We start from the raw sequence: 25,411 nt of genomic DNA on the forward strand, positions 1-25,411 counted from the left end.
TCGCGTTAGGCAAGAGCGGCACGGCCAGCCGCCCGGCCACAGGGACAGCCGTGCCATAACGGGAAATTCCGGCCGGCAAGTCTTAACGGCTCGCCTGCACGGGATGGTCGACCCGGATCAGCCGGCTTCGGGCAGGAAGTCCGGCACCGAAAGATAGCGCTCGCCAGTATCGTAATTGAAGCCCAGCACCTTGGCGCCGGCGGGCAGTTCCGGCAGCTTCTGGGCAATGGCGGCGAGCGTCGCGCCGGAGGAGATGCCGACCAGCACGCCTTCCTCGCTGGCAGCGCGGCGGGCATAATCCTTGGCATCGGCGGGATCGACCTGGATCACGCCGTCCAGCAGATCGGTATGCAGATTGGCCGGGATGAAACCGGCGCCGATGCCCTGGATGGGGTGCGGGCCGGGCGCGCCGCCGCTGATGACCGGGGAGAGCGTCGGCTCCACGGCAAAGACCTTGAGGCCCGGCCACATCGCCTTGAGTACCTGCGCGCAGCCGGTGATGTGGCCGCCGGTGCCGACACCAGTGATTAGTGCATCCAGCGGCTCATCGGCGAAGTCGTTGAAGATTTCCTGCGCCGTCGTGCGGACGTGGACATCGATATTGGCCGGATTCTCGAATTGCTGCGGCATCCACGCACCGGGTGTGGCGGCCACGATTTCCAGCGCGCGCTCGATGGCGCCCTTCATGCCCTTTTCACGCGGGGTCAGGTCGAAGCTGGCACCATAGGCCAGCATCAGGCGGCGGCGCTCAAGGCTCATGCTCTCGGGCATGACGAGGACGAGCTTATAGCCCTTCACGGCGGCGACCATGGCAAGACCAATGCCGGTGTTGCCTGAGGTTGGCTCGACGATGACGCCGCCGGGCTTGAGGCTGCCGTCCTTTTCCGCAGCCTCGATCATGGCCAGCGCGATGCGGTCCTTGATCGATCCGCCGGGGTTCGAGCGCTCGGACTTGATCCAGACATTCGCATCGCCAAACAGGCGGTTGAAGCGGATGTGCGGCGTGCCGCCGATCGTTTCGAGAATGGACGAGACTTTCATGGACAATCCTCCATAAGGCGATCGATCAATTAAAACCTAATTGATAGAGATTTGCAAGGGGCGGACTCTATCCTTCTTTTGCGGGAGTGGCGCCCGCGTGGGAAGGTCGTAAATGAACCTCGGGCGGATCGAACGTCCGGGCGTTCCGCAATTCAGGGAAAAGGCGCGACCACCACAAGGTAATGGCGATTGCACCCACGCCGCCGGCAATCACAGCAGCGATCGGCCCGATGAGCGCGGCGAGAAACCCCGACTCGGCATCGCCCAGCTCGTTCGAGGCGGAAATCGTCATCATCGATACGCTGGTCACGCGGCCGCGCATGTCGTCGGGCGTGTGGAGCTGGATCAGCGACTGGCGAACGAACACCGAGAACATGTCCGCACTGCCCCACGTCGCCATGGCGAACAGGGCGACGATGATTGCGGTCTGTTGCGGCATGAAGGCGGTGAGCCCGAAGACGATCGTCGCCAACCCGAAGATGCCGACCGAGAGCATCATCTTCAGCCCGACATTGTGGCGCAGCGGCCGGAACGAGAAGAACAGCGCCGTCAGCCCCGCGCCGATGCCCGGCGCTGCGGCAAGATGCCCCAAGCCCTGCGAGCCGATATGGAGCACGTCGCGCGCATAGACCGGCAGAAGCGCCGTGGTGCCGGCGAGCAGCACTGCAAACAGATCCAGCGTGATGGCGCCGAACACCAGCCGGTTGGTGCGCACGTAGGTGAGGCCGTCGATGATCTGGCCGATCGGATGACGGTCGCGCTGGCGGGCCGCTTGCGGGACTTTGCCGACGAAGATCATGCCGATGACCGCCATGCCGAACAGCGCGCTGCTGAACATATAGGCAAAATAGGGCTTGAAGGCATAGGCGTAGCCGGCGACGGCCGGCCCGACGATGCTGCCGGCCTGCCAGAACATGCTGCTGAACGCGATGGCGCGGGGCAGCAGGTCCTTGGGGACGATGTTCGGGCCCAAAGAGCCGAGCGCTGGCCCTTGGAAAGCGCGGGCAAAGCCGATCAGCGCGGCGAGGGCGAAGATCAGCGGCAGGCTGATCCATCCTTCGTAGCTGGAAAGTGCCAAAATCCCTGCCGAGAAGAGCAGCAGCGAGAGCGTGCCCATTGCGATGCGGGTGCGCGAGTAATTGTCCGCGACGAGTCCCGCAAAGGGGGTCAGCACGAAGACCATGACAAACTGGATGAGGCCGATCAGCCCCAATTGCGCCGCCGACTGCCCGGGAGACATGGTCTGGCGCGCGATGTTGTAGGCTTCCCATGCGATGATGAGCGCCATGCCGTTCGATGCGAGAATCGTGGACAGGCGGACCATCAGATAGGCGCGGAAGGCGCCAATCTGAAAGGGATGGGTCGGTGGCTTGCGCCCGGCGGTGCCGTCAGGCTCGCGAGAAGATGGGCTGACCATGCATGTTCCTTGGCGCAAGGCTGGCGACGGCGCAACGGACCAAAACGCGCGCAGGGCAAAGATTTTCGATTGCCGCGCGCCTTCGCTTGGGCGGAACGAAAAAGGCCCGGCAGGAACCCACGCTCCGCCGGGCCGAGTTTGAGCACTGGGGCTGCCAGCGCCCTTCGGGTCGCAGCTCCGCCCTAAGAAAACATGGTTAATGAGTCATCAGGAAATAAAGCAGCTTGTCATTTTTCCTGGCGCACCTGCGGCGTCCTGAACACAATCGCGCCGCCTGAGATGCCGCACCTCAGGCGAGGCTGATGAAGCTGTCCAGAACCCGCTTGGCGCCGGCTTGCTCGAAATCGATCTCCAGCTTGTTGCCCTCGATGCCGGTCACCGTCCCATAGCCGAACTTCTGGTGGAAGACGCGGGTACCGAGGCTGACGTCGCTGCGACCCTTGTTTCCGAGGCTCACAGCGCTCTGCCGCGCTTCGACGAGGCGCGTCGGCTCACGCGAGAACTGGCTTTGCGCCCGTTGCCAGCCTGGTCCGCGCCCTGAACCGCGCGCGACATTGGCGAAGGGATCGTCCCGCTCGGACCAGTTGGCGCGCCACAGGCTGGCGCCGCCGGACATGGTGTTTTCCTCGTCCACCGTCTCCTTGGGCAATTCGCCAATGAAGCGCGAGGGGATGGAACTGGTCCACTGGCCATAGACCCGCCGGTTGGCGGCGTGCAGGATCAGGCAGCGCTGGCGGGCACGGGTGATCGCCACATAAGCCAGCCGACGCTCTTCCTCCAGGCTGGCAAGGCCGCCCTCATCGAGCGCGCGTTGCGAGGGGAACAGGCCATCCTCCCAGCCCGCCAGGAACACGGTGTCGAACTCCAGTCCCTTGGCGGCATGGATGGTCATCAGCGTGACTTTGGCTTCATCGGCCTGCGCCTCATTGTCCATGACGAGGCTGACATGCTCGAGGAAGGCCCCGAGCGTCTCATATTCCTCCATGGCGCGGGTGAGTTCCTGCAGGTTCTCCAGCCGCCCGCTGGCTTCCGTGGTGCGCTCGGCCTGCAGCGCAGCGGTGTAACCGCTCTCGTCGAGAATCTGGCGCGCGAGATCGGCGTGGTTCATCGCATTGGCGAGATCGCGCCAGCGGGCGAGATCGCCGATGAACCGCCCCAGCGAGCGCCGTGCCTGCGGTGTCAGCTCGTCCGTGTCCAGAATGCGTGCGGCCGCGCTGGTCAGCGGTTCACGCATGGCGCGCGCGAGGCGGTGGACCTTCTCGACTGCCTTGTCGCCCAGCCCGCGCTTGGGCACGTTGACGATCCGCTCGAAGGCGAGATCGTCCGCCGGCTGGTTGACGAGGCGCAGATATGCCAGCGCATCGCGGATTTCGGCACGCTCATAAAAGCGGAAGCCGCCGACGATGCGGTAGGGCAGGCCGATCTGGATGAAGCGGTCCTCGAACTCGCGAGTCTGGAAGGAGGCGCGCACGAGGATGGCGATCTTCTCGGCGCCGACGCCCTGCCGCTCCAGCGACTCGATTTCCTCACCGACGCGGCGGGCCTCTTCCGGCCCGTCCCACACGCCGATGACGCGCAGCTTCTCGCCATCGGCCTCCTGCGTCCACAAGGTCTTGCCGAGCCGCCCGCCATTCTGCGCGATGACGCCGGAGGCCGCGGCGAGGATATGCGGCGTCGAGCGATAATTCTGCTCCAGCCGGATGATCGCGGCGCCAGGAAAATCGCGCTCGAAGCGCAGGATGTTCGCCACTTCCGCGCCGCGCCAGCTATAGATGCTCTGGTCATCATCGCCAACGCAGCAGATGTTCTTGCGCTGCTGGGCGAGCAGCCGCAGCCAGAGATACTGGCTGGTGTTGGTGTCCTGATACTCGTCCACCATGATGTAGCGGAAGCGCTGCTGATATTGCTCGAGCACCTCGCGATCAGTCTTGAAGATCGTCAGCATGTGCAGCAGCAGATCGCCGAAATCGCAGGCGTTGAGCGCGCGCAGGCGGGCCTGATACAGCGCATAGATCGCCGCGCCCTTGCCATTGGCGAAGGCCTCGCTCTCGCCCGCGTCGATTTCGCCGGGGGTGAGGCCCTTGTTCTTCCATTTGTCGATCAGCCCGGCCAGCGCGCGGGCGGTGAAGCGCTTCTCATCGATCCCCTCGGCGACGATGATCTGCTTCATTAGGCGCAACTGGTCGTCTGTATCGAGAATGGTGAAGTTGCTCTGCAGCCCGACCAGTTCGGCATGGCGGCGCAGCATCTTGGCGCAGACGGAGTGGAAGGTGCCGAGCCAGGGCATGCCCTCGACCGCTTCGCCGATCATTCGCCCCACGCGCTCGCGCATCTCGCGGGCGGCCTTGTTGGTGAAGGTGACGCACAGGATCTCGGAGGGCCAGGCGCGGCGGGTCGCTACCAGATGGGCGAGGCGCGCGGTCAGCGCTGCCGTCTTGCCCGTGCCGGCGCCGGCCAGAACCAGAACCGGCCCTTCCGTGGTCAGCACAGCCTCGCGCTGCGGCGCATTGAGGCCCTGGATATAAGGCGGGTCGGCAGGAGAGGGGGCTGGCAAAGGATCGGTCACAGGCGAACAACTAGGGAACGGGTGGGGCGGGGGCAAGGGCCTTGGCGTGCGTTCCGACCGCTTCATCCCGATTACACCCCCGGCGGTCTGCGGTGGATGGTTCGCACGGAACGGCTGTCCCGTTGCGGGATTTCCATCCCACAAGAACGATCACTCATAGGAGGATGCGATCATGCGCTTCTCAACCATTCTCGCCTGCGGTGCCGCTTCGGCACTGGCCCTTGCCGCCCACGCACAAGACATGCCGCCTCCGGGTGGCGCGCCAGCCGGCCCGCCGTCCGCGACCGCGCCGATGCCGGGCGACACACCCGGGCCGATGCCGGGCGGGACGGACATGCCCCCGCCGACCGGCAACCCCATGCCTGGCGATGGCATGAACCCGCCGCCGCCGCCAGCTCCCCCGCCGCCCCCTGCACCCGGCGGCACGATGACGCCGCCGCCGCCTCCGCCGCCTCCGCCCCCCGGTGGTGGTCAGGTTGAGATGATGCCGCAGCGGCCCGTGGAGCAGACCGCTCCGCAGCCCCCGGCAGAATATCCGGTCTGCTCGCGCACCGTGAAGGACGGGTGCAAGAACCCCGGCGGGCAATAATTAACTGAGCTTCTGCTGAGGTCGGCGTCCGTCTAGGTTGCTGGCCTCAGCAGGACCAATTTGGCCTTGCCGACGGCGCGCTCGGCATCGCATTCGAAGCCTTTGACCGCGATCTCTTCCCGCTTTTCGGTCTCGATGCTCACCCAGGTGCTGGGGCCGACCCAGCCGAGCCGGGCGAGCTTGTCCAGGGCGACGGCACCCGCGCCGGTGCCATAAGGCGGGTCCATGAAAATCACATCCAGCGGGGCCGACGTGGCGCCAAGCGCGAGAACATCGTTCTGGCGGATGTCGGGACGCGCGAGTCCCAGCTTTTCGGCATTTTTACGCAGGGCAGCGATCGCAGCCCGGTCGCGCTCGACGAACAGGCATGTCGCTGCCCCCCGAGAGAGCGCCTCAAAGCCAAGCGCGCCGGAGCCGGCAAAGAAATCGCCCACCGCAAGCCCTTCGAATGAGCCCAGCCGGCTGGTGAGCATGGAAAACAGTGTCTCGCGTGTGCGATCCGCTGTCGGGCGCGTCTCCTCGCCGACTGGCGCCACCAGCGGGCGGCCCCGCCATTGTCCTGAGATGATCCTCATTTGAGCGTCTTGCGGAATTTGATGAGATCGGCCTGCCGCACCTCGGCCACTTCAGCAGGCGCGGAATCTCCCAGCACGAAGGGACCGTAGCGGGTCCGGATCAGCCGGCTGACCTTGAGGCCGAGATGTTCGAGCACGCGCCGCACTTCGCGGTTCTTGCCTTCGGTCAGCGTCATTTCAATCCACTGATTGCGCCCGGTCCGCCGCTCCAGATTGGCGTCGATGCGGCCATAGCGCATCCCCTCAATCTCGACGCCCTCGATCAGTTCTTCAAGCTGGGCCTGGCTGATCTCCCCGAAGGCACGCGCGCGATAGGTGCGCTCGACACCGGTCGAGGGCAATTCCAGCTGCCGCTTCAGCTCGCCATCGGTGGTGAGCAGCAGCAGACCTTCCGTGTTGAGATCGAGCCGGCCGACCGGCATCACGCGCGGCAGGTCGGCGGGCAGGCGATCATAAATGGTCGGACGCCCGGCGGGGTCTTTGGCGGTGGTGAGGAGACCTGCGGGTTTGTGGAACAGGAACATGCGGGCCGGTGCGGGTTCTTTCACCGCCACACCATCCACCGTCACGCCGCGCAGCGACTTGAGCAGCGTTGCGGGCGTTTCCACCAGCGTGCCGTTCAGCGCCACGCGCCCTTCGGCGATCATCCGCTCGACATCCCGGCGGGAGGCGACGCCCGCGCGGGCCATCAGCTTGGCAATGCGCTCGCCCTCTCGCGCGGTGCCATCATCGGCGGCCTGGCGCACCTGCGGCGCGACGCGGCCTGCGCCCCGGCGCGCTCTGGGCGGCTGGGCTCGACGATCGGTAGCACCGGCTACAGGGCGCTGGGGACGGCGAGGTCCGGAAGGTCCACGAGTGTTCGACAAAATCTGTGTCCGTTTTTGGGGCGGCTGTGTCATCGCTGCACTGGCGAATCGCAGCCGCGCGACCTAGCGTTTTTGTGCGCCGGGATCGATCCGTTTTCGGTCTGCGGTTTGGCGCAACGGGAATGAGGCGGCAATGTTTTTCTCGAAGGAGACGCAGCGAATACGCCGCATCCTGATTGTCGAGGATGAGCCGCTGCTCGCGTTCGATGAAGAACACACACTCCAGACGGCCGGCTATGAGGTGGTCGCGACGGTCGATCGCTTCCGGGAAGCGACGGCGATCATCCTCGAACAGGGCGCGGTCGATCTGGTGGTGACCGATGTGCGGCTTGCCGGTGTCCGCTCGGGCGTCGAGTTGGCCCGCCATGCCCGCGAACTCGGCATCGCCGTGCTGTTCGCGACGGCCACCTGCCCGGAGGAAGCGCGCGATCAGGACATTGCGCTGGGATGCCTCTCCAAGCCGTTTCTGCCGCGCGATCTTATCCGTGCCATTGGCGTGTGCGAGCGGGTGATAGGCGCGCGTTCGCCGGGCCGGCTGCCGGCGGGGCTGAAGCTCTTCAAGCGCAACTGAGGGCTGCGCTGAGGCGCGCCGGCAAAAACGATGCTTTGAATTCCGGCATAGCGCTCTAAGACTGCGCGTTCAGGCCCAAGCAGTCGGAGTGTGCATGTCGCAGACCCTCATATTCGCCGTGATTGTCGGTGCAGTCGTGGCGAGCGGCTTCTTCGTTCCAAGCTTCCGTCCTTATTTGCGGCCCATGCCGTTCGTCGCGTTCCTGCTCGGCATATCGAGCGGCTTTCCGCTGACGCTGCTGCTGGCGACCATGACCTTCTGGCTCTCCAAGGTTGGCATCGACAAGTCCACGATCGGCTTCGCCATTGGCCTGACGACGCCCTACACGCTCAAATTCCTGTGGGCGCCGCTGGTCGACAAGGTGCCACTGCCTGTGCTCACCCGCCTATTCGGGCAGCGGCGCGCGTGGCTGTTCTTCATCCAGGCGCTGCTGTTTGGCGCGATCTGGCAACTGGGCGCCAGCGATCCGGCGACCGATCTGGCGCGCTTTGCGCTCTGGGCCATCGCCGTCGCCTTCCTCTCCGCCACGCAGGATATCGTGATCGATGCCTATCGCATCGAAATCCTGAGCGAGCAGGAACTGCCGCACGGTACGGCGATGAACCAGTTCGGCTATCGCACCGGCAATCTGCTGGCCGGCGCTGGGACGATCTTCCTCGCCTCCACTGAAGGCGCCGGGCTGGGTTGGGCCGTCGCCTATGGCATCACTGCATTTTGCGTGCTCCCGGCAGCGATTGGCGCGCTGCTGGCGGGGCCGGGGCGCTATGTGGAGCACCGCGCGGTCCGCGAAGGGCTGGCGATGGGCGACTGGCTCAAGGAGACCATCGTCAATCCATTCCGCGAGTTCCTCTCCCGCCACGGCGCCTTCCTCGTCCTGGGTTTCGTGCTGATCTACAAGATTGGCGATGCCATGGGGCAGGTGATGCTGGCGCCGATGATCGTGGAGCTGGGCTTTACCGACACCGAATATGTCACCGTCAACAAGTTCGTCGGCTTTGCCGCCCTGATTGCCGGGTCGGCGCTGGGCGCACCGTTCATCGCTCGGCTGGGCATGGGGCGTGCTTTGTTCGTCTCCGGCGCGATGATGATGCTCTCCAACCTGCTGTTCTGCGCGCTGGCCGTGGCCGGGCATTCGACGCCGATGCTCGCGCTGGCGGTGGGGACGGAGAATTTCACCAGCGGCATCGGCCTGACGGTGTTCGTCACCTACCTGTCCGGCCTGTCGAGCCTCGCCTATACCGCGACGCAGTTTGCCTTGCTCTCATCCTTTGCGGCAGTCGGCCGGACATGGCTCTCGACGCCTTCGGGCTATCTCGCCGAGGGGTTGGGCTGGGTCGGTTTTTGGGCGTTCACCGTCGTGGCTGCGATCCCCGGCATGATCCTACTCTGGATCATGTGGACGAAAGGCTTCGTGGTGGAGTCCGTGCGACAGCCCAGCACGCAGGACGATTAGCGACGCGCCTCAGACCGGCGGCTGGTTGTTCGCGACCAGCACCTGCCCGGCCAGATAGAGCGTGCCCGCCATCAGCACGGTGCGTCGCGGCCCAGCGGCGACATCCGTCAGCGCCTCCTGGATCGTGGTGAAGCTGCGGTGCGGTACTTCCCATGCGCGGGCGACCTGCGCGAAGACCTCCGGGCCGTGATGCTCATGGCCGGGCACCGGCAGCGAGCGGATCGAGCGGATCAAGGGGCGGAGCGGCTTGAGGAAGCCGGCGACATCCTTGTTCGAGAGCATGCCGATGATCAGGTCGATGCCCTCATCGGCCAGATGGCTTTCCGTCAGCGCGTCGGCCAGCGCCTTGCCGGCATCGGGATTATGCCCGCCATCGAGCATCAGCGTCCGCCCGGGCAGCATCGCATTGAGCGGGCCCCCTTCCAGACGCTGCATGCGCGCGGGCCAGTGCGCCCAGAGCGGCGCGGCGCGCAGCGCAGCCTCGGGCAATGGCACGGCCTGCTGGTGGCGGAGCATCGCAATGGCGAGGCCCATGTTGGATATTTGATGAGCGCCGTGGAGGCGAGGCATCGGCAATTCGATGCGTCCGGCTTCGTCGCGATAGTGCAATTGGCCCTGATATTCGGCGATGTCCCAGCTCCGCCCGCGCGGCAGATGCGCGGCACCGGCCTTGTCGGCCACGCGCGCGATCGTGGCGTTCATCGCCGGGCGATAATGCTGGGTGACCAATGGCGCCCCGGCCTTGGCAATGCCGGCCTTCTCAAAGGCGATGCGGCTCAGCGGGTCTTCCGGCACGTCATGGTCCGGCGCGAGGAGGAAGCTCTCATGGTCGATCGCCAGCGAGGCGATGCCGCAGGCGACCGGCGCCTGAATGACGTTCGTTGCGTCCAGCCGTCCGCCCAGGCCCACCTCGATCACGCAGGCATCCGCCGGCACGGTGGCGAACAGCATGAAAGCTGCGGCGGTGGTAATCTCGAAGAAGCTGGCGTTCAGATCGCCACCGATGTCGAGAACCTGCTCCAGCGCGCGGGCCAGCGTGTCATCGTCGATCAACGTGCCGGCAAGGCGAATGCGCTCGTTGAACCGCACGAGATGGGGAGAAGTGAAGACATGGACGCTCTTGCCGTCGGCTTCCAGCGCCGCGCGCAGATAGGCGCAGGTCGATCCCTTGCCGTTGGTGCCGGCGACATGGAAGACCGGCGGCATCTCCAGATGCGGGTTACCCAGCCGGCGGACGAGTTCGCTGATGCGTTCCAGCCCCAGCACGTCACGGCCGGGCGAAAGCGCCATCAGGCGATCGAGTTGCGCCTGCACGGCAGGGTGATCGGAAACGGCGTGGTCAGCCATCGCAAGGCCTCTGGGTCAGGTGCCGCCGGCCTGCTTGCCGGGAGACTCGCCCTGCTGCGCAGGTCGGCGAGTCCTCAGACAGGCGGGGACGGGACAGAAATCGGTGGTTTTATGCCGCTTGCTTCGTCGTCAGATAGCCGATCGTCTTGGCCAGCGTCGCCTTCATTTCCTTGCGATGCGTCACCATGTCAATCATGCCGTGCGCGAGCAGATATTCGGCCCGCTGAAAGCCCTCGGGCAGCTTCTCGCGGATGGTGTTCTCGATCACGCGGGCACCGGCGAAGGCGATCAGCGCATTGGGCTCGGCAATCTGCACGTCGCCCAGCATCGCATAGCTGGCGGTGACGCCCCCGGTGGTCGGGTCGGTCAGCACCACGATGTAGGGCAGGCCAGCCGCGCGCAATTGCTGCACGGCGACGGTGGCACGGGGCATCTGCATCAGCGAGAGGATGCCCTCCTGCATCCGCGCGCCACCAGCGGCGGTAAAGATCACATAAGGGCAGGACTGGCGCACGGCTTCCTGCACGCCCGCGACGAAGGCCGCGCCAACCGCCGTGCCCATCGAGCCGCCCATGAAGGCGAAGTTCTGCACGCCGACAACAGCCGGCTGGCCCTCGATCCGGCCGGAGGCATTGATCAGCGCATCCTGGTCGCCGGTCTGCGCGCGAGCGGCCTTCAAGCGATCGGTGTAGCGCTTGGAATCGCGGAACTTGAGCGGGTCTTCCTTGACCACCGGTGCGGGCAGGATGTGCATCGTGCCCTCATCGAAAATATGCGCGAAGCGGGTGTGCGGGCCGATCCGGCCATGATGGTCACAACGCGGGCACACCGAGAGATTCTCGTCCCATTCCTTCTGGAAGATCATCTGGCCGCAGCTCGTGCATTTGTGCCAGAGATTGTCCGGTGTCTCGGCCTTCTTGGCGATGAAGGGCAGGGCATTGCGAACGCGGTTCAGCCAGCTCATGCGGCTTTCTCCTTCTGATTGAGCGCGGCGCGCAGGGTCGCCACGAAGTCTCGAACCGGGCCGGCAGCCTGGGCGCCATGCTTTCCGACCAGCTCGACGATGGCCGAGCCGACGACCACCCCTTCAGCCACCGCGCCGATGGCGGCCGCCTGCTCGGGCGTGCGCACGCCGAAGCCCACGGCGACGGGCAGGTCGGTGGCGGCCTTGAGCTTGGCCACAGCGGACTCGATGCTGGTTTGCGCGGCCTGCTGCAAGCCGGTGATCCCGGCGACAGACACATAATAGAGAAAGCCCGAGGCGCCCTCCAACACGGCCGGCAGACGCGCGGCATCCGTGGTCGGCGTCGCAAGGCGGATCAGCGAGACGCCAGCGCCGCGCAGCGCCGGGCCAAGCTCGGCATCTTCCTCGGGCGGAATATCGACACAGATCACGCCATCGACGCCCGCCTTGGCGCATTCGGCGGCGAACCAGTCGGCGCCGCGCACGGTCATCGGGTTGGCATAGCCCATCAGCACGAGCGGCGTGTCAGGATGGCGAGCGCGGAAGGCGGCGGCGATCTCAAAGATCTTCGCCGTGCTGATCCCCGCCGCCAGCGCGCGCAGATTGGCGGACTGAATGGCCTGCCCGTCCGCCATGGGATCAGTGAACGGCATCCCCAGCTCGATCACATCCGCGCCGCCCGCGACCAGCGCATCGAGCACGGAGGCCGTGTCAGCAGGCGTCGGATCGCCGCCCGTGACGAAGGTCACGAGTGCGGCGCGCCCTTCCGAGCGGGTGCGGGCGAAGGTGGAGGTGAGGCGGTTCATATCTTCGCTCCCAGCGCCTGGGCGACGGTGAAGATGTCCTTGTCGCCGCGGCCGGAGACGTTGACGACGATCAGCTTGTCCTGCGGCATCGCCGTAGCCTCCGCCTCCAGCGCCGCGAGGGCGTGAGCGCTTTCGAGGGCGGGGATGATGCCTTCCTGCTGCGAGCAGAGCTGGAACGCGTCCAGAGCCTGCACATCGGTCACCGGCACATAGCGCACGCGGCCGCTCTCGTGCAGCCAGCTATGCTCGGGGCCGATGCCTGGATAATCGAGGCCCGCCGAGATCGAATGCGCCTCGGTGATCTGGCCGTCCTCGTCCTGCAGCAAATAGGTCTTGTTGCCATGGAGGATGCCGGGCTTGCCGCCGGTGAGGCTGGCTGCGTGCTTGTCCGTATCGATCCCGTGACCCGCCGCTTCGGTGCCGACCATCGCCACATCGGGATCGTCGAGGAACGGGTGGAACATCCCGATTGCATTGGAACCGCCACCGACGGCCGCGATCAGCAGGTCGGGCAGGCGCCCTTCGGCAGCCAGCATCTGCTCGCGGGTTTCCTTGCCGATCACGCTCTGGAAGTCGCGCACCAGCTCGGGATAGGGATGCGGACCTGCGGCAGTGCCGATAATGTAAAAGGTGTTCTCGACCGTCGCGACCCAGTCACGCAGCGCTTCGTTCATCGCATCCTTGAGGCTTTGCGATCCGCTGGTGACGGGGCGCACTTCGGCGCCGAGCAGCTTCATGCGGAAGACGTTGGGCTGCTGCCGCTCGATGTCCTTAGCGCCCATGAAGATGGTGCACGGCAGGCCAAAGCGGGCACAAACGGTCGCCGTCGCCACGCCATGCTGGCCGGCGCCGGTCTCGGCAATGATCCGCGTCTTGCCCATGCGGATGGCGAGCAGGATCTGGCCGATGCAATTGTTGATCTTGTGCGCGCCAGTGTGATTGAGCTCTTCGCGCTTGAAATAGATCTTGGCGCCGAAACCGGGCTTGGCGCGCTCGCGATAATAAGCGGTCAGCCGTTCCGCGAAGTAGAGCGGCGAGGGGCGGCCGACATAATGCGTCATCAGGCCATTGAACTCGGCTTCGAAAGCCGGGTCTTCCTTGGCGGCGCGATACTCGCGCTCCAGGTCAAGGATAAGCGGCATCAGCGTCTCGGCGACGTAACGGCCGCCGAACTGGCCGAAATGGCCGCGCTCGTCGGGCAGGGCGCGCAAGGAATTGGGGCGGGAATTGGGGAGGGTGGTTGCAGCAGTCACTGTGCGTCTCTCTTGGTCACTGGGGTCGGGTCGCGTCGAAAGGGTCGAGCGATCAGCGCCATCGTGTCCCGATGCATCTGGCTATGGCAGGCAGTGTCATCATTCCCAACCGCTTTGCAGAAGGTCGCGGCGTTGTCCACCGCATTGACGTATTCGGCGGCTGACCTTTGGGGCAGTCGCGCGAGCGGCGCCCGTTTTGCCCTCGGTCCTGATCCATCAGGCGGGCGGGGCGGGCACGAGGATCAGGGTTCGCTCCTCCACGCGCCAGGAGGCCAGTTGGGAGAGAAAGTTCATCCCCAGCACGTCCATGTCACCCAGCGCGGGCGAGATCACGACCTTGAGATTTTGGGCCGTCAGCGGGCCGATCGCGAGGCGCTCGACGGTGCCCGTTTCCGCCTGCACTGTTCCGTTCGCTGTCTGGAGCACGACCGGCAGCAGGCTGGCCCCGCGGGGCACGCCTGCCAGGTCTGCCGTCCCCGTGGACAGCGCTGTGACGGTGGCGCCGCTATCGATGAGCATCCGCCGGTCGATGCCGTTGATTTGCGCCGTCGCCCAGAAATGGCCGTCGGGCGACATCCGGATGCGCACCTCGTCGCCCACGACTTGCTGAGAGTCGACGCCGAGCCGGCTGCTGAAGCGCGACAGGGACGGGTCGAATGGCGCCTGCTGGAACAGCACGAACAAGGCAAAAGCCAGCAAGGCGAACGAAAACAGGGCGCGCAGAGCCCGTCCCACATAGGGGATTTTGAAGATCAGAATGAGGATCAGCGCCGCACCGCCCGCGTAGAGCGCAAGGTGAAGCCATTCGGGGTTGGTCGTCATCGGCATGAAAGTTCAACCGCAATCACGTGCATTCGATCCCGCACAGCGTCCGCGAACCGCCCAGGGGGATCCAATCAGCCAGCCTGCGCCGCACGGCAAAAGTCAGCGATCTTGGCCACATCCTTGACGCCCGGCGCGCTCTCGATGCCGGAAGAGACATCCACCAGCGGTGCGCCAGTCAGGCGAACGGCATCGGCGACATTCTCCGCATCCAGCCCGCCCGAGAGGCCCCAAGGCAGCGGCGGGCGATGGCCGGCGAGCAGCCGCCAATCAAAGCGCAGGCCCATGCCGCCGGGCAGAGCCGCGCCGTCCGGCGTCTTGGCATCGTAGAGCAGGAAGTCGGCCGCGCCCGCATAAGCCGCACCAGTGGCGAGATCGCCGGCGGTCTTCACGGAGATGACTTTCCAGACCTCCAGCCCGGTGCGCTGGCGGATGGCCGCAGCCCGTTCCGGCGTCTCTCGTCCATGCAACTGGGCAATCTCCATGCCGCCGGCAGCGACGAGCGTATCGATCAGATCATCGCTCGGATCGACGAGAACACCCACCCGCTTCACATGGGCCGGCACCCGCGCGGCGATGAGGCTCACCCGATCAGGCGCGAGATAGCGCGGACTGGGCGGGAAATAATTGAGGCCGACATGGCTCGCGCCGCCACGCACGGCCGCATCGATAGCCTCGGCGGTCTTGACCCCGCAAATCTTGATGGCGACTCGTGACATTGCGGCGGGGTGTAGCGAGCTTCTGGCCTGTTGGAAATTCAGCGCACGCGCCGCACGAAAACAGCGCCATCCTCGCGCTGCTCGGTGACGAAATTGGGCAAGGAGGCGATCAGCTCGGAAAGGCGGGAAAAGCCGTAGCTGCGCGCATCGAAGGACGAGCGATTGGCAGCCCGCTGCCCAAGTTCAGAAAGGCGGGCAAAGCCGCGCTCATCGCGCTTGGATGCTTTCCACGCATCTCCGAGCAGCTTCACCAGTTCCTCGTCAATGGGTGGCTTGGCCTCGACCGTCACTTCGTCGGCTTCACTGGCGGCGAGTGCGCCGAGGTCGATAAACCGGGTGCAGGCCCTCTGAAAGCCGACGGGAGCCTTGGCATTGCCAAAGCCATAAACCGGCAACCCGTTCTGGCGGATTCGGACGGTGATGGGCATGAAATCGCTGTCGCTGGACATGATGCCGAAGCCATCGACGCGGCCGCCATAGAGCAGGTCCATGGCGTCGATCGTCATTTTCATGTCCGTGGCATTCTTGCCCTTGGTGAGATCGAATTGCTGGTGCGGCTCGATGGCCTGCTGAAGCACGAGCCCCGCCCAGCCTTTGAGGGCGGGCTTCGACCAGTTTCCATAGGCGCGGCGAACATTGACCGTTCCAAGGTCGCCCAGGATGGTCAGCACGGCATCGAGGTCGTCAGGGCGAGAATTGTCTGCATCGATCAGCAGCGCAATGTTGCGGGCCTCTGGATTGTCCCCGCTCGGCGCCATCTTCCGATCGCCCATTGCTATCACTCTCCCGCCATAAGAAACGCGCCGCCGAGCAGCGTGAGCAGCTTTACGTCCACTGCATAGCCTTCCGCGCGGCGGCCTGCGATCCAGTCGGCGAAGCCGGCGAGCGAAACGCGGTGAACGCGGATGTCCTCGCCGGGCACGCCGCCGCCATCGCCCACTTTCTCAAGGTCGAAGGCGCGGAACAGGGTGAAACTTTCCGAGACCATGCCGGGCGAGCTCCAATATTCGCCCAGATTCTCCATGCGGCCTGCGCGATAGCCGGTTTCTTCCTCCAGTTCCCGCGCGGCCGCGAGGCCCGGCTCTTCGCCAGCCGATTCGTCGCCCACCAGCCCGGCGGGCAGCTCGATACATCGGCGCCCGAGGGGGACGCGAAACTGGTCGACCAGCAGAATATGGCGCCCGTCCGTGCCCTCATCCATGGCGATGATGACGGCGGCGCGGATGCCGCGAGCGCGCGAGACATATTCCCACCGCCCGCGCCTCTTGGCGGTAATGAACCGGCCCTCCCACATGGCTTCCTCGGGGAAGCGGAACTCGTCTTCAGGGGTGGCGTCGCTCACAGTTCGATCAGCCGATCCGGCAACTCATTGGGATTGTCGGCGCTTTTGGGGCAATGTTCGGCGAGGATGAGGCCGGCCTTCTCGATGGCGAGCGCCATGCCTTGCGCGATGCGCCCGGCGCGCACTTCGTCGATCATCGCGGCCATTGCTTCGCCCCAGACTTCCGGCGACACGCGCGAGGCGATGGCTTCGTCTGCCACGATTTCCGCGCGATGCTCATCCAGCGAGAGGTAGAGCAACATGCCCGTAAGGCGGCGGGTCCGCGCCTCGGCCGAAGTACGGAACAGCAGCAGAGCGCGCCGCCGCACCCGCCGCGATTTGGTCGCGCCGGGCGTCGCCAGCATCCGCAGCGCTGGGATCGCCAGCAGATAGCGCATCACGAGGAAGTGCAGGCACATCTGCCCGAACATCAGCAGGTAGAGCAGGTGTCGCGGCAACTCATGATGCCAGCCGCCGGTCAGGCCGATCAAGGCACGCTCATAAGCTGCGGGGAAGGCGGCAGCAATCAGCGGCACCAGCAGCATGAACAGCAAGGACCAGTGCAGCCCGACATCATGATAGGCATCCGACCGGCGCGCGACGATGGTCACGATTTCCGCGTCGGTCTTCAGTTCCGCCTTCGCCACGGCATCGGTGACGATGCGGTGATCGGCCTCGCTCATGGAAATCCGCCTGCCCATCACCAGCCTCCGCTCGCGCCGCCGCCACCGAAGCTGCCACCACCGCCGGAAAAGCCGCCACCGCCGCCCCAGCCACCGCCGCCACCCCAGCCGCCGCCATCATTGTCGCGACTGTTGAGCGCGCTGCGAATGGCCGCTTCTGCTCCCCAGATGATGATGGGGTGGATGCCGCCGCGATAGCGCCGGCCGCCGCGCAACCGCCCGAAAATGGGCAGCACGACGAAGAACAATATGAAGATTGCGAGGAAAATCGCCGGCCCGAAGCCCTTCCCCGCCTGGCGCTTGTCCTGCTCGGCCGCGGCCGAGGCAAGCTTGCGCTGTTCTTCGGGCGGCAGTTCGAGAATGCGCACGATCTCGGCGACGCCCGCGCTGATGCCGCCCGGAAAATCCCCGTCGCGAAAGCGCGGCGTGATGACATCGCGGATGATGCGGCCGGATAGCGCATCGGTCAGGATCGGCTCCAGACCATAACCGACCTGAATGGTCAGCCGACGCTCGTTCGGCGCGACCAGCAGCAGTACTCCGCTGTTGGTATCCTTCTCGCCGATGCCCCACGCGCGGCCAAGCCGATAGCCATAATCGCTGATCTCATAGCCATTGAGGTCCGGCACGGTCGCCACGACCAGCTGGCGCCCGGTGGTTTTTTCCAACGTCTCGGATTGCTGGGTGAGAGCTGCCTCTGTGGCGGGGTCGAGAATGTCGGCGCCGTCCACCACTCGCCCGGTCAGCGCGGGAAAGCTCTGGGCAAGCGCAGCATCCGGCCGCAGCATGAGCAGCGCGACCAGCACCAGCATAAAGCGCATCAGCGCCGGCCCGATGGCCGGCGCGACAGGGCGGTGGGGCCGGGTCAATTGCCGTTGAACATCGCGCCGACATCCGGCGTGGTGTCAGCACCGGCCTTGGCCTCGAAGGGCGTCAGCGGCTTGGCGCCATGGATCAGCTTGGCGCCGATCATCTCCGGGAAGGTGCGGATGCGCGTGTTATAATCCTGCACCGCGAGATTATAGTCGCGGATCGAGATGTTGATGCGGTTTTCCGTGCCCTCGAGCTGGGTCATCAGGTCCGCGAAGCGCTCCTGGCTCTTGAGGTCGGGATAGCGCTCGACGGTGACGAGCAGGCGGGAGAGGGCGCCGCTCACATTGTTCTGCGCGGCCTGAAACGCTTGGACCTTGGCCGGGTCGCTCAGTTGATCCGCGGTGACCTGCACCTGCGTCGCGGAGGCGCGGGCACTGATCACGCCTTCCAGCGTCTCCCGCTCGATCTGCGCGGAATTGCGCGCGACGGCGACGAGATTGGGAATAAGATCGGCCCGGCGCTGATAAGCCGCCTGCACGTCAGCCCATTTGGCCTTGGCATTTTCCTCGGCGGTGGGCACCGAATTGATGCCGCAGGCCGCCAGCGCCAGCGGCAAGGCAAGCAGCAGAAACATGCGCAGTGCTTTGAATGGCGATGAAAGCGTGGCCATGGCGGTCTGTCCCCTCATAAGGCGGTGTATCGCTTGAGTGATACGCTAAATAGGGTGTTGATTGCCCGCCCGCAACGGGCTTAGCTGCCCCGCATCATCCAAATCCATCATCAGCAGCCCGCAGACGGCAGGGGAGAAACACGATGCTGACCGAATTCAAAGCCTTCATCGCACGGGGCAATGTCCTCGATCTCGCCGTGGGCGTCATCATCGGCGCAGCCTTCGGCGCCATCGTCAGTTCGGTGACGGACGATCTCATCATGCCGATCATCGGCGCGTTGCTCGGCGGCCTGGATTTCTCCAACTACTTCGTTCCGCTGGCCGCCGTCCCCGACGGGACGGAGCCCACGCTGGAGGCCATGAAGGCTGCGGCGGTGCCGGTGTTCGCTTATGGCTCGTTCATCACGGCGGTGATCAAGTTCTTCATTCTGGCGTTCGTCATTTTCCTGATCGTGCGGCAGGCCAACCGCTTCTTCGTTAAGAAAAAAGCGGAGGAAGTTGCAGCGCCCGCTGGCCCCTCCGAGGTCGATCTTCTCAAGGAAATCCGCGACGTTCTGAAGGCGAAGCCCTGATCGGTCCGTCGCATTGGGGTGAACGAAAGGTTGCCGAGCCGGGAACCTTTGTCGCTGCGGGGGTTTTGTTTGCAGTCTCGTGACAGATGGCGGGACCTAACAGGAGACAGACGCGTGAAACCCATGATGATCCTTGCCGCTGCAGGCGTAGCCCTGACGCTGGCCGCATGCGATTCCAAGGAAGCGCAGAACGTCGAAGATGCCTATGACAACCGGGCGGACGCGATTGACAACCAGGCTGACCAGCTTGAGCAGGCGAGCGACCACATGAACGGCGCTGCTGAAGACCGCGCGGAAAACGCCGTGGATCGTCTTGAAAATCGTGCGGATGCCGTGCGGAACGTGGGCGACGAGAAGGCTGACGCGGTCGACGCGGCCAAGTGAGTTGCCAATTGATCTGAGCGCTCGCTGAGCGTTTGGTTCCACCGGCCCGGCATAGTCCAGAGGGATTATGCCGGGCTGTTTGCGTCTGCGGGCTTCTCAACCGCGAATTGATCCCTATATGAGGATCTGCCGGCTTGTCCGGCTATGGCGATAAACTGCGGCGTGTAATAGGCGCAGCGGACCCGGGGGCGGTACCCGGCGGCTCCACCAGAAGTGGCTCTTCCTTTCAGGAAGAACTGTTCCTGACGGGGCCGAACTAGGATCGACGTGTGTTGAAAAACGCTGTTTTTGCCCGGGCTGAGTAACCCGTTCAAGGCTCAAAACCCATAAGTGCCAACGATAACGAAGCACTTGCTCTTGCAGCGTAATTGAGGGCCTCACGGCCTGACATTACCCTAACAGAACGCGGTTGGACCGAACCGGGCAACAGAATCGGATTCCAGCGGCACGGGGAGCGCCGGGCAACAGAAGCTCCCCACCTCAGCCCTTCTCGCACAGCTTTTGAAGACCCGACTTCTTTGGGGCGCTGCTTCGCGCGGTTCTGGCGTTTCGCGCCCAAGCGTCGCTGCAAAGCCCAGAACCATGAATATTACAGAATTATGACAAAATGCTCCTCTCGTACGTACATACGAAAAATGATGACTATCCTTATGATTTTGTGTATTTAAAAATTTTTGTTAGAATATTGATAGCGAGTCATAAAACTGAAATACTCTCGGTCAGATTTCAAAAGATACGAGAGGAATTGTCATGAATTTCAAGATTTTGATTGCAGGAGGCGCCGCGCTCGCGGCACTGGGCTGCACAGGCGCGATCGCTCAGACCGGCGGCGCCACGGGCAGCTATGCCGCCACCGCCATTTCTGCCGGAAATCTGGACGAAGCCGAGCGCTTGTTGCAGCCGGCCAGCATGACCGATGCTGCGGATCCCGCGCGGCTCATCAACATCGCGACGGTCTATGCGCGCACGCAGCGCAAGGCCGAGGCGCGCGAGGCGCTGATGCGCGTTCAGTCGCTGCCCGCCGAGCAGCTCGATCTGGCCGATGGCGCCAGCTATTCGAGCCACGCCGTCGCCCGCACCCTGCTGGCGCGCCTCGATCAGCATTGAGGCCGATCCGGCTTCCGGCCGGACATCATCCCGAAAAGGTGCGCGGACGCAGGTCTTGCGCACCTTTTTTCTATTGAGGGGTACGGCGAGCCCGCCACCGGCAGCTCCAATGCCGTACATCCTCCCGCTTCCGAAAGCTGGGCGGATGTTCGCGGCCTCGTCCATGTGGTGGGCCGCTGCCCCAAGCCCCTGCAATAAAACTGACATGAATCCGTCACGCGGATGACGCGGGGATTGCATCCCGCTGTCACACTCATCGCCTAGCTGCCGCGCCGAGGGCGCAAGGGGGACTTCACAGAGTCGCTACTCCCGTTGGCCGTCCTGCAATCGAAATCCGGAACATCCGGCAGCGGAGACGACGATGAAACTGATCAATCGGACTATCAACTTCATGCTGGCAGGCGTGGCCCTGCCGCTGCTCGCCGGTTGCGGTGCGAGCGAGATCGCATCCCCGGGTACGGGCGGTATCGTGATCAACAATCCAACGCCCACCCCCACGCCGACTCCTACACCGACGCCGACCAACTCGGTCACCGCGGCGCTCGGCTGTCCGACGATCAACAATCCCACTCAGCTGACTGACTCGGGTACGATCTCCGGACCGACCGGAACGTGGCGCGTCTGCTCGCTGCCCGGCGTCATCAGCCGCAACCTGACGTTGGAGAAGATTCCCGGTCTCGTTTATTATCTTAACCCGGCCATCAACAACGGCCGCGTGGATGTCGGCTGCGACGGCGGTTTCTCCGCGCCAAGTTCTGGCTCGCCCCGCGAAAGTACCACGGTCGGCTGTCGCGCAAGTGAGATTGCGGGTCTGGGCCTGCAGAGCTCAGTCGCTAACGGGTCGGGCCAACTGATCGCAGATACCAACGTTACTCTGACCATTCAGCCGGGCGTGATCGTCATGGGCCAGGGCGCGGCTTTCCTTGCGGTCAACCGGGGTAACAAGTTGGTCGCTGAGGGCACGCAGACGTCACCGATCATTTTCACCAGCCGCGACAACGTGCTCGGTCAGGAAACTGACACATCGATCGGTCACTGGGGTGGCGTGATCTTGATGGGTCGCGCGCCGGTCACCGACTGCAACTTCGGCACCGTGGGCGTCGATTGCGAGCGCAACACCGAGGGTTCGGTGAACCCCGCGCGGTTTGGCGGCAATGACCCGACCTACAATGCGGGGTCCATGAAATATGTCCAGATTCGCTTCTCTGGCTTTATCCTCAGCGGAAACACCGAACTGCAGGCGCTCACGACCGAAGGCATCGGTAGCGGGACCAAGCTAGATTACATCCAATCGCACAACAGTTCGGACGATGGCGCTGAGTTCTTCGGCGGTGTCGTGAAGTTCAAGCACTATATCGCAACCGGCGCCGACGACGACAGCCTCGATCTGGACACGGGTGCGCAAGGCGCTTTCCAGCATGTCATGCTGATCCAGCGTCCGGGCCAGGGTGATGCACTGTTCGAGATCGACAGTGATGGCAAAGAGACCGACGCACCGCGCTCGAAGCTGTACGTTGCGAACTTCACAGCCCTTCAGTCGCAATCCAGCACCAACAACGAAGCCAACGATCTGGCTTCGTCGCTGTTCCGCGGCAACTCGGATACGACGCTGGTCAACGGCGTCATGGTGACGCCGAATAACGAATGTATCCGTCTGAACGGGTCAGGCTCGACGGCGGATCGCGCCACTCTCAAGGCCTATTCGGTCCTGCTTCAGTGCAACAGCGCCAAATTCCTGGGCAACAAGAGCTCTGACTCGAACGCCGCCCGCTATACGGCTGCGGACGTGGCGCTGGCTTTTGGTGCTGGGTCCAACGGCAATAACGACGCTTATACATCGTCGCTGACTAGCCTGTTCATCAACGGTACCACAGAAAACGCAGTCGCGGGAACCGATCCTAAGACGATCGCCGGCCTGAGCACGGACTTCCGCGACTTCTTTGACAGCACGACTTATGTCGGCGCCGTCAAGGACGCGAACGACACGTGGTACAAGGGCTGGACCTGCAACTCCAGCTACGCGCAGTTCGACGATACGAGCAATACGAACCGGAACTGCAGCTCGCTTCCGACCACCTGATCGGTTGCCCGAAGCCTCACCGTTGAGCGGGGTGCGGCGCTGATCGTCGCACCCCGCCGTGACACCGACTATATTTAGGGGATATTTCATGGCGACGCCGCTCAAGTTCGGGGTCTTGCTGCTTCTATCCACGGCGTTCGTTGCCCCTGCAGCGATCGCTCAGGAAGCCAAGGCGGTTCAGGAAAGCGACAATACGGCTCCTGCTGCTGACGGCCAGGAGCAGGCTGCTCCGGACATTTCCATCCCAGGCGGGGATATTGTTGTCACGGGCCGTCGCAATGCGAATGTTCAGCAGGCTGCGCCGGCCGTTGTCTTGGTTCTTTCGACAGCGGACATCGCCCGGACCGGCGAAGGCAACATCGCCGGCGCGTTGGGCCGTGTCACGGGCCTGAGCGTTGTGGGCAATGGCTTTGTGTATGTGCGCGGGCTTGGCGACCGCTATTCGCTCGCTTTGCTCAACGGCCTGCCGCTACCCAGCCCCGAGCCTCTCAAGCGCTCAATTCCCCTCGATCTATTCCCCACCAACATCGTCTCGTCCTCGCTCGTCCAGAAGAGCTATTCGGTGAACTTCCCCGGCGAGTTTGGCGGCGGTGTGGTCAATCTTACCACCAGCGTGGTGCCGCAGGAGAGTTTCCTCACCGCGACGATCGGCGGCAGCTTTCATTCGGAAACGACCGGCATCAATGGTTACACCTATTATGGGTCGAAGACCGACTGGACGGGCTTCGACAATGGCACGCGCAACACGCCGGCGGGCCTTGCGGCTTATTATGCGACCGGTCTCACGACTAGTCAGATCACCAATGAACAGAACAGAACCCTCGCTGGGTCGCTGGTGACGCCAAGCCTGTCGATCGCACAGCGCGACGGCACAATTCCGCCCAACTTCTCGGGCAGCCTGTCCGCCGGCACGTCCTTCGAGCTGGGCAGCGACGCAGCGCTCGGCTTGATCGCCACTGCCGGGTTCAGCAACAAGTGGCAGACCCGCGACGCCATCCAGCAGTTCTCGAGCCAGGACGATCTTGGGTTCCTGAACTCGAATTTTGAGCGGGTGACGACGACGGATCGCAGCGTCGCAAACGGCCTTTTGGGCGTTGGCCTGGAATTTGGCGACAACAAGATCCGGACGACCGCACTCTACATTCGCGATACGCTGAAAAGCACGCGCATCGGAATCGGCACCCGGTCCCAGGGGGCCACATTCCAGGTGCAGGACACCGCCTGGTACGAGCGTCAGCTCATCGACACGCAGTTGGTCGGAGAGTTCAAGCCGTTCGATGGGCTCAGCGTTGATCTGCGTGCCAGTTACGCCAATTCTCAGCGCGAAGCGCCGGCCGAGACGAGTTTCGAGTATTTTCGGACGGGTAACAGTGAGGATCCCTACGGCAACCTCTATCAGATCAGCCTGACCGGCAATGTGGGTAATCGCCCACGTATTGCCTTCTCGGATCTCAATGAGGATTTGTGGGCAGCAGGGGGTGACGTCACCTACAAGCTTACCCCGGACATCAGTCTGGGCGCTGGCTATTATTATCAGGTGACGCGCCGTACTACCGTCCGCCGCGAATTCCAGTTGAACGCTGACAATTCAACGCCGACGGGTGTTCTGCTATTGCGGCCCGATATCCTGTTTTCGCCGGGCGTCATCAATGCCGTCGGACCGGGTGGTGCGATCAATCCCTATGGCATCGAAGCGAACGAGGTCGAGCCGAACCCGGCTTGGAGCGCTCGCCTCAAGAATCACGCCGGTTACGGCAAGATCAACTGGCAGTTGATACCGGGCCTTACCGTCGATGCTGGCGTCCGCTATGAAAGGGCGTTCCAGCGCACCCAGCGTATTCAGGTCTTCCTCTCGGACGCTTCGGTGTTCCGCACTGCCCTGAAGAATGACTACTGGCTGCCCGCCGGAACGGTGACCTGGGAGTTCCAGCCGGCCATGCAGCTGCGCTTCAATGCCTCCAAGACCATCGCACGGCCCCAGTTCCGCGAGCTGGTGCTTCAGCCTTATTTCGACCCCGAAACCAACCGGACCTATACGGGCAATCCATTCCTCACGGACAGTAAACTGACCAATTTCGAGGGCCGGTACGAATGGTATTTCGATCGCGACCAGCGGCTGTCCGTCGCCGGGTTCTACAAGACGATCGATCGGCCGATCGAGGCGTATCTATCGCTCGACTCATCCGGAAACAGCGCGTCGACTTTCTTCGCCAATGCGCCGAAGGCAAGTCTGTACGGTGTTGAAGTTGACGTGCAGAAATATTTCAACATGTCCGACTGGTTTGCTGGCGATATGTTCGCGGCCCGCCGTCTGGTGACGATTGCGAACTACACTTACACCAAGTCCAAGCTGAAGGTTGCGAGCGGCGATACCACCATTGGGGCCAACGGCGTCGTGACTGCTGCAACTGCCTATTTCAAGGACGGTTCCTCGCTGACCGGACAGTCCGATCACATCGTCAATTTCCAGCTCGGCATGGAGAATACGGACCGGTTGTCGCAACAGACATTCATCCTCTCCTACGCCAGCCAGCGGGTGACCAGCCGGGGCGTGTCTGGCGATCAGCCGGATGTGTTTGAGCATCCTGGCTTTAATTTGGACTTCGTCTGGAGAGAGGGCGTGTTGATCGGAAGCCGCGAGGTTGACCTCAAGGCAGAGGTCCGCAACATCCTGTACAACAAGTATCGCGAATATCAGGAATTGGGCGACCGGCGCGTCTACTATAATTTCTACAATATTGGCACGACCTTCAGTCTCTCAGCATCATTGAAGTTCTGATCGACTGCGAGAA

At 63.9% G+C, this 25,411-nt stretch carries 24 protein-coding genes and 1 other RNA gene; 9 read left to right on the forward strand and 16 right to left on the reverse strand.

Annotated features, from left to right (window positions below; all coding sequences use genetic code 11):
- Positions 1-117: 117 nt before the first annotated feature.
- From cysK to M2335_RS06050, 3 genes are all read right to left on the reverse strand, one after another.
- Positions 118-1,041 (reverse strand): cysteine synthase A, encoded by a 924-nt coding sequence (cysK, locus tag M2335_RS06040; RefSeq protein ID WP_181560261.1) that lies wholly within the window; start codon positions 1,039-1,041, stop codon positions 118-120.
- A gap of 67 nt (positions 1,042-1,108) precedes the next feature.
- On the reverse strand, positions 1,109-2,458 hold the full coding sequence (locus M2335_RS06045) for an MFS transporter (RefSeq protein ID WP_264594104.1): 1,350 nt from the start codon (positions 2,456-2,458) through the stop codon (positions 1,109-1,111).
- Positions 2,459-2,747: 289 nt separating this feature from the next.
- Positions 2,748-5,090, reverse strand: a complete 2,343-nt coding sequence (locus tag M2335_RS06050) for an ATP-dependent helicase (RefSeq protein WP_264594105.1) — start codon at positions 5,088-5,090, stop codon at positions 2,748-2,750.
- A 106-nt stretch (positions 5,091-5,196) separates the two neighbouring features.
- Between M2335_RS06050 and M2335_RS06055 the strand changes: the two genes are divergently transcribed.
- Positions 5,197-5,613 (forward strand): hypothetical protein, encoded by a 417-nt coding sequence (locus M2335_RS06055; RefSeq protein ID WP_264594106.1) that lies wholly within the window; start codon positions 5,197-5,199, stop codon positions 5,611-5,613.
- Positions 5,614-5,645: 32 nt separating this feature from the next.
- Here M2335_RS06055 and rsmD read toward each other — a convergent pair whose 3' ends face one another.
- Both rsmD and M2335_RS06065 read right to left on the reverse strand, forming a co-directional pair.
- Complete coding sequence (gene rsmD, locus M2335_RS06060) at positions 5,646-6,188, reverse strand: 16S rRNA (guanine(966)-N(2))-methyltransferase RsmD (RefSeq protein WP_264594107.1); 543 nt, start codon at positions 6,186-6,188, stop codon at positions 5,646-5,648.
- The gene (locus tag M2335_RS06065; protein ID WP_264594108.1) at positions 6,185-7,087 is read right to left on the reverse strand and encodes a pseudouridine synthase; all 903 of its coding nucleotides are present in this window, start codon (positions 7,085-7,087) and stop codon (positions 6,185-6,187) included. The genes rsmD and M2335_RS06065 overlap by 4 nt, the downstream gene beginning before the upstream one ends.
- Before the next feature lie 100 nt (positions 7,088-7,187).
- On the opposite strand from M2335_RS06065, the gene M2335_RS06070 reads away from it, so the two are divergent.
- Both M2335_RS06070 and M2335_RS06075 read left to right on the forward strand, forming a co-directional pair.
- Positions 7,188-7,625, forward strand: coding sequence for a response regulator (locus M2335_RS06070; protein WP_264594109.1), 438 nt, complete (start codon positions 7,188-7,190; stop codon positions 7,623-7,625).
- A gap of 94 nt (positions 7,626-7,719) precedes the next feature.
- Positions 7,720-9,078 (forward strand): AmpG family muropeptide MFS transporter, encoded by a 1,359-nt coding sequence (locus M2335_RS06075; RefSeq protein ID WP_264570926.1) that lies wholly within the window; start codon positions 7,720-7,722, stop codon positions 9,076-9,078.
- A 9-nt stretch (positions 9,079-9,087) separates the two neighbouring features.
- On the opposite strand, the gene M2335_RS06080 is transcribed toward M2335_RS06075, so the two are convergent.
- The 11 genes from M2335_RS06080 to M2335_RS06130 form a co-directional block, all read right to left on the reverse strand.
- Positions 9,088-10,425, reverse strand: coding sequence for a bifunctional folylpolyglutamate synthase/dihydrofolate synthase (locus tag M2335_RS06080; RefSeq protein WP_264594110.1), 1,338 nt, complete (start codon positions 10,423-10,425; stop codon positions 9,088-9,090).
- 109 nt (positions 10,426-10,534) lie between these two features.
- Complete coding sequence (gene accD, locus M2335_RS06085) at positions 10,535-11,389, reverse strand: acetyl-CoA carboxylase, carboxyltransferase subunit beta (protein WP_264585492.1); 855 nt, start codon at positions 11,387-11,389, stop codon at positions 10,535-10,537.
- Positions 11,386-12,195 carry a tryptophan synthase subunit alpha gene (trpA, locus tag M2335_RS06090; RefSeq protein WP_264594111.1) on the reverse strand — a complete coding sequence of 270 codons (810 nt, stop codon included), beginning with the start codon at positions 12,193-12,195 and terminating at the stop codon, positions 11,386-11,388. The genes accD and trpA overlap by 4 nt, the downstream gene beginning before the upstream one ends.
- A complete protein-coding gene (gene trpB / locus M2335_RS06095; protein WP_264585490.1) occupies positions 12,192-13,448 on the reverse strand; it encodes a tryptophan synthase subunit beta in 1,257 nt (418 codons plus the stop codon). Before trpB ends, trpA begins: the two co-directional genes overlap by 4 nt.
- 216 nt (positions 13,449-13,664) lie before the next feature.
- Positions 13,665-14,276, reverse strand: a complete 612-nt coding sequence (locus M2335_RS06100) for a TIGR02281 family clan AA aspartic protease (protein ID WP_264594112.1) — start codon at positions 14,274-14,276, stop codon at positions 13,665-13,667.
- A gap of 68 nt (positions 14,277-14,344) precedes the next feature.
- The gene (locus M2335_RS06105) at positions 14,345-14,989 is read right to left on the reverse strand and encodes a phosphoribosylanthranilate isomerase (protein ID WP_264594113.1); all 645 of its coding nucleotides are present in this window, start codon (positions 14,987-14,989) and stop codon (positions 14,345-14,347) included.
- Between the two features lie 38 nt (positions 14,990-15,027).
- Entirely contained in the window at positions 15,028-15,762 is a 735-nt protein-coding gene (locus tag M2335_RS06110) for an NYN domain-containing protein (protein ID WP_264594114.1), read from the reverse strand.
- Positions 15,763-15,767: 5 nt separating this feature from the next.
- Positions 15,768-16,283 carry an NUDIX hydrolase gene (locus M2335_RS06115; protein ID WP_264595367.1) on the reverse strand — a complete coding sequence of 172 codons (516 nt, stop codon included), beginning with the start codon at positions 16,281-16,283 and terminating at the stop codon, positions 15,768-15,770.
- Between the two features lie 44 nt (positions 16,284-16,327).
- Positions 16,328-16,993: a TPM domain-containing protein gene (locus tag M2335_RS06120; RefSeq protein ID WP_264594115.1), complete on the reverse strand. Its 666-nt coding sequence runs from the start codon at positions 16,991-16,993 to the stop codon at positions 16,328-16,330.
- Positions 16,994-17,010: 17 nt separating this feature from the next.
- Positions 17,011-17,814, reverse strand: coding sequence for a TPM domain-containing protein (locus tag M2335_RS06125; protein WP_264574903.1), 804 nt, complete (start codon positions 17,812-17,814; stop codon positions 17,011-17,013).
- Between the two features lie 44 nt (positions 17,815-17,858).
- A complete protein-coding gene (locus M2335_RS06130) occupies positions 17,859-18,476 on the reverse strand; it encodes a LemA family protein (RefSeq protein ID WP_181560247.1) in 618 nt (205 codons plus the stop codon).
- A gap of 143 nt (positions 18,477-18,619) precedes the next feature.
- Between M2335_RS06130 and mscL the strand changes: the two genes are divergently transcribed.
- From mscL to M2335_RS06160, 6 genes are all read left to right on the forward strand, one after another.
- Entirely contained in the window at positions 18,620-19,048 is a 429-nt protein-coding gene (mscL, locus tag M2335_RS06135) for a large conductance mechanosensitive channel protein MscL (protein ID WP_264573312.1), read from the forward strand.
- 123 nt (positions 19,049-19,171) lie between these two features.
- Complete coding sequence (locus M2335_RS06140) at positions 19,172-19,432, forward strand: hypothetical protein (RefSeq protein WP_264595368.1); 261 nt, start codon at positions 19,172-19,174, stop codon at positions 19,430-19,432.
- A gap of 89 nt (positions 19,433-19,521) precedes the next feature.
- Positions 19,522-19,912, forward strand: a transfer-messenger RNA (tmRNA) gene (gene ssrA, locus M2335_RS06145).
- Between the two features lie 270 nt (positions 19,913-20,182).
- Positions 20,183-20,539, forward strand: coding sequence for a tetratricopeptide repeat protein (locus tag M2335_RS06150; RefSeq protein ID WP_181560245.1), 357 nt, complete (start codon positions 20,183-20,185; stop codon positions 20,537-20,539).
- Positions 20,540-20,900: 361 nt separating this feature from the next.
- The gene (locus M2335_RS06155; protein ID WP_264594116.1) at positions 20,901-22,619 is read left to right on the forward strand and encodes a hypothetical protein; all 1,719 of its coding nucleotides are present in this window, start codon (positions 20,901-20,903) and stop codon (positions 22,617-22,619) included.
- A gap of 88 nt (positions 22,620-22,707) precedes the next feature.
- Positions 22,708-25,398 (forward strand): TonB-dependent receptor domain-containing protein, encoded by a 2,691-nt coding sequence (locus tag M2335_RS06160; protein WP_264594117.1) that lies wholly within the window; start codon positions 22,708-22,710, stop codon positions 25,396-25,398.
- Positions 25,399-25,411: the final 13 nt, after the last annotated feature.

It is taken from the genome of Sphingobium sp. B12D2B (assembly GCF_025961775.1).
In the GTDB taxonomy this organism is placed as follows: Bacteria; Pseudomonadota; Alphaproteobacteria; order Sphingomonadales; family Sphingomonadaceae; genus Sphingobium.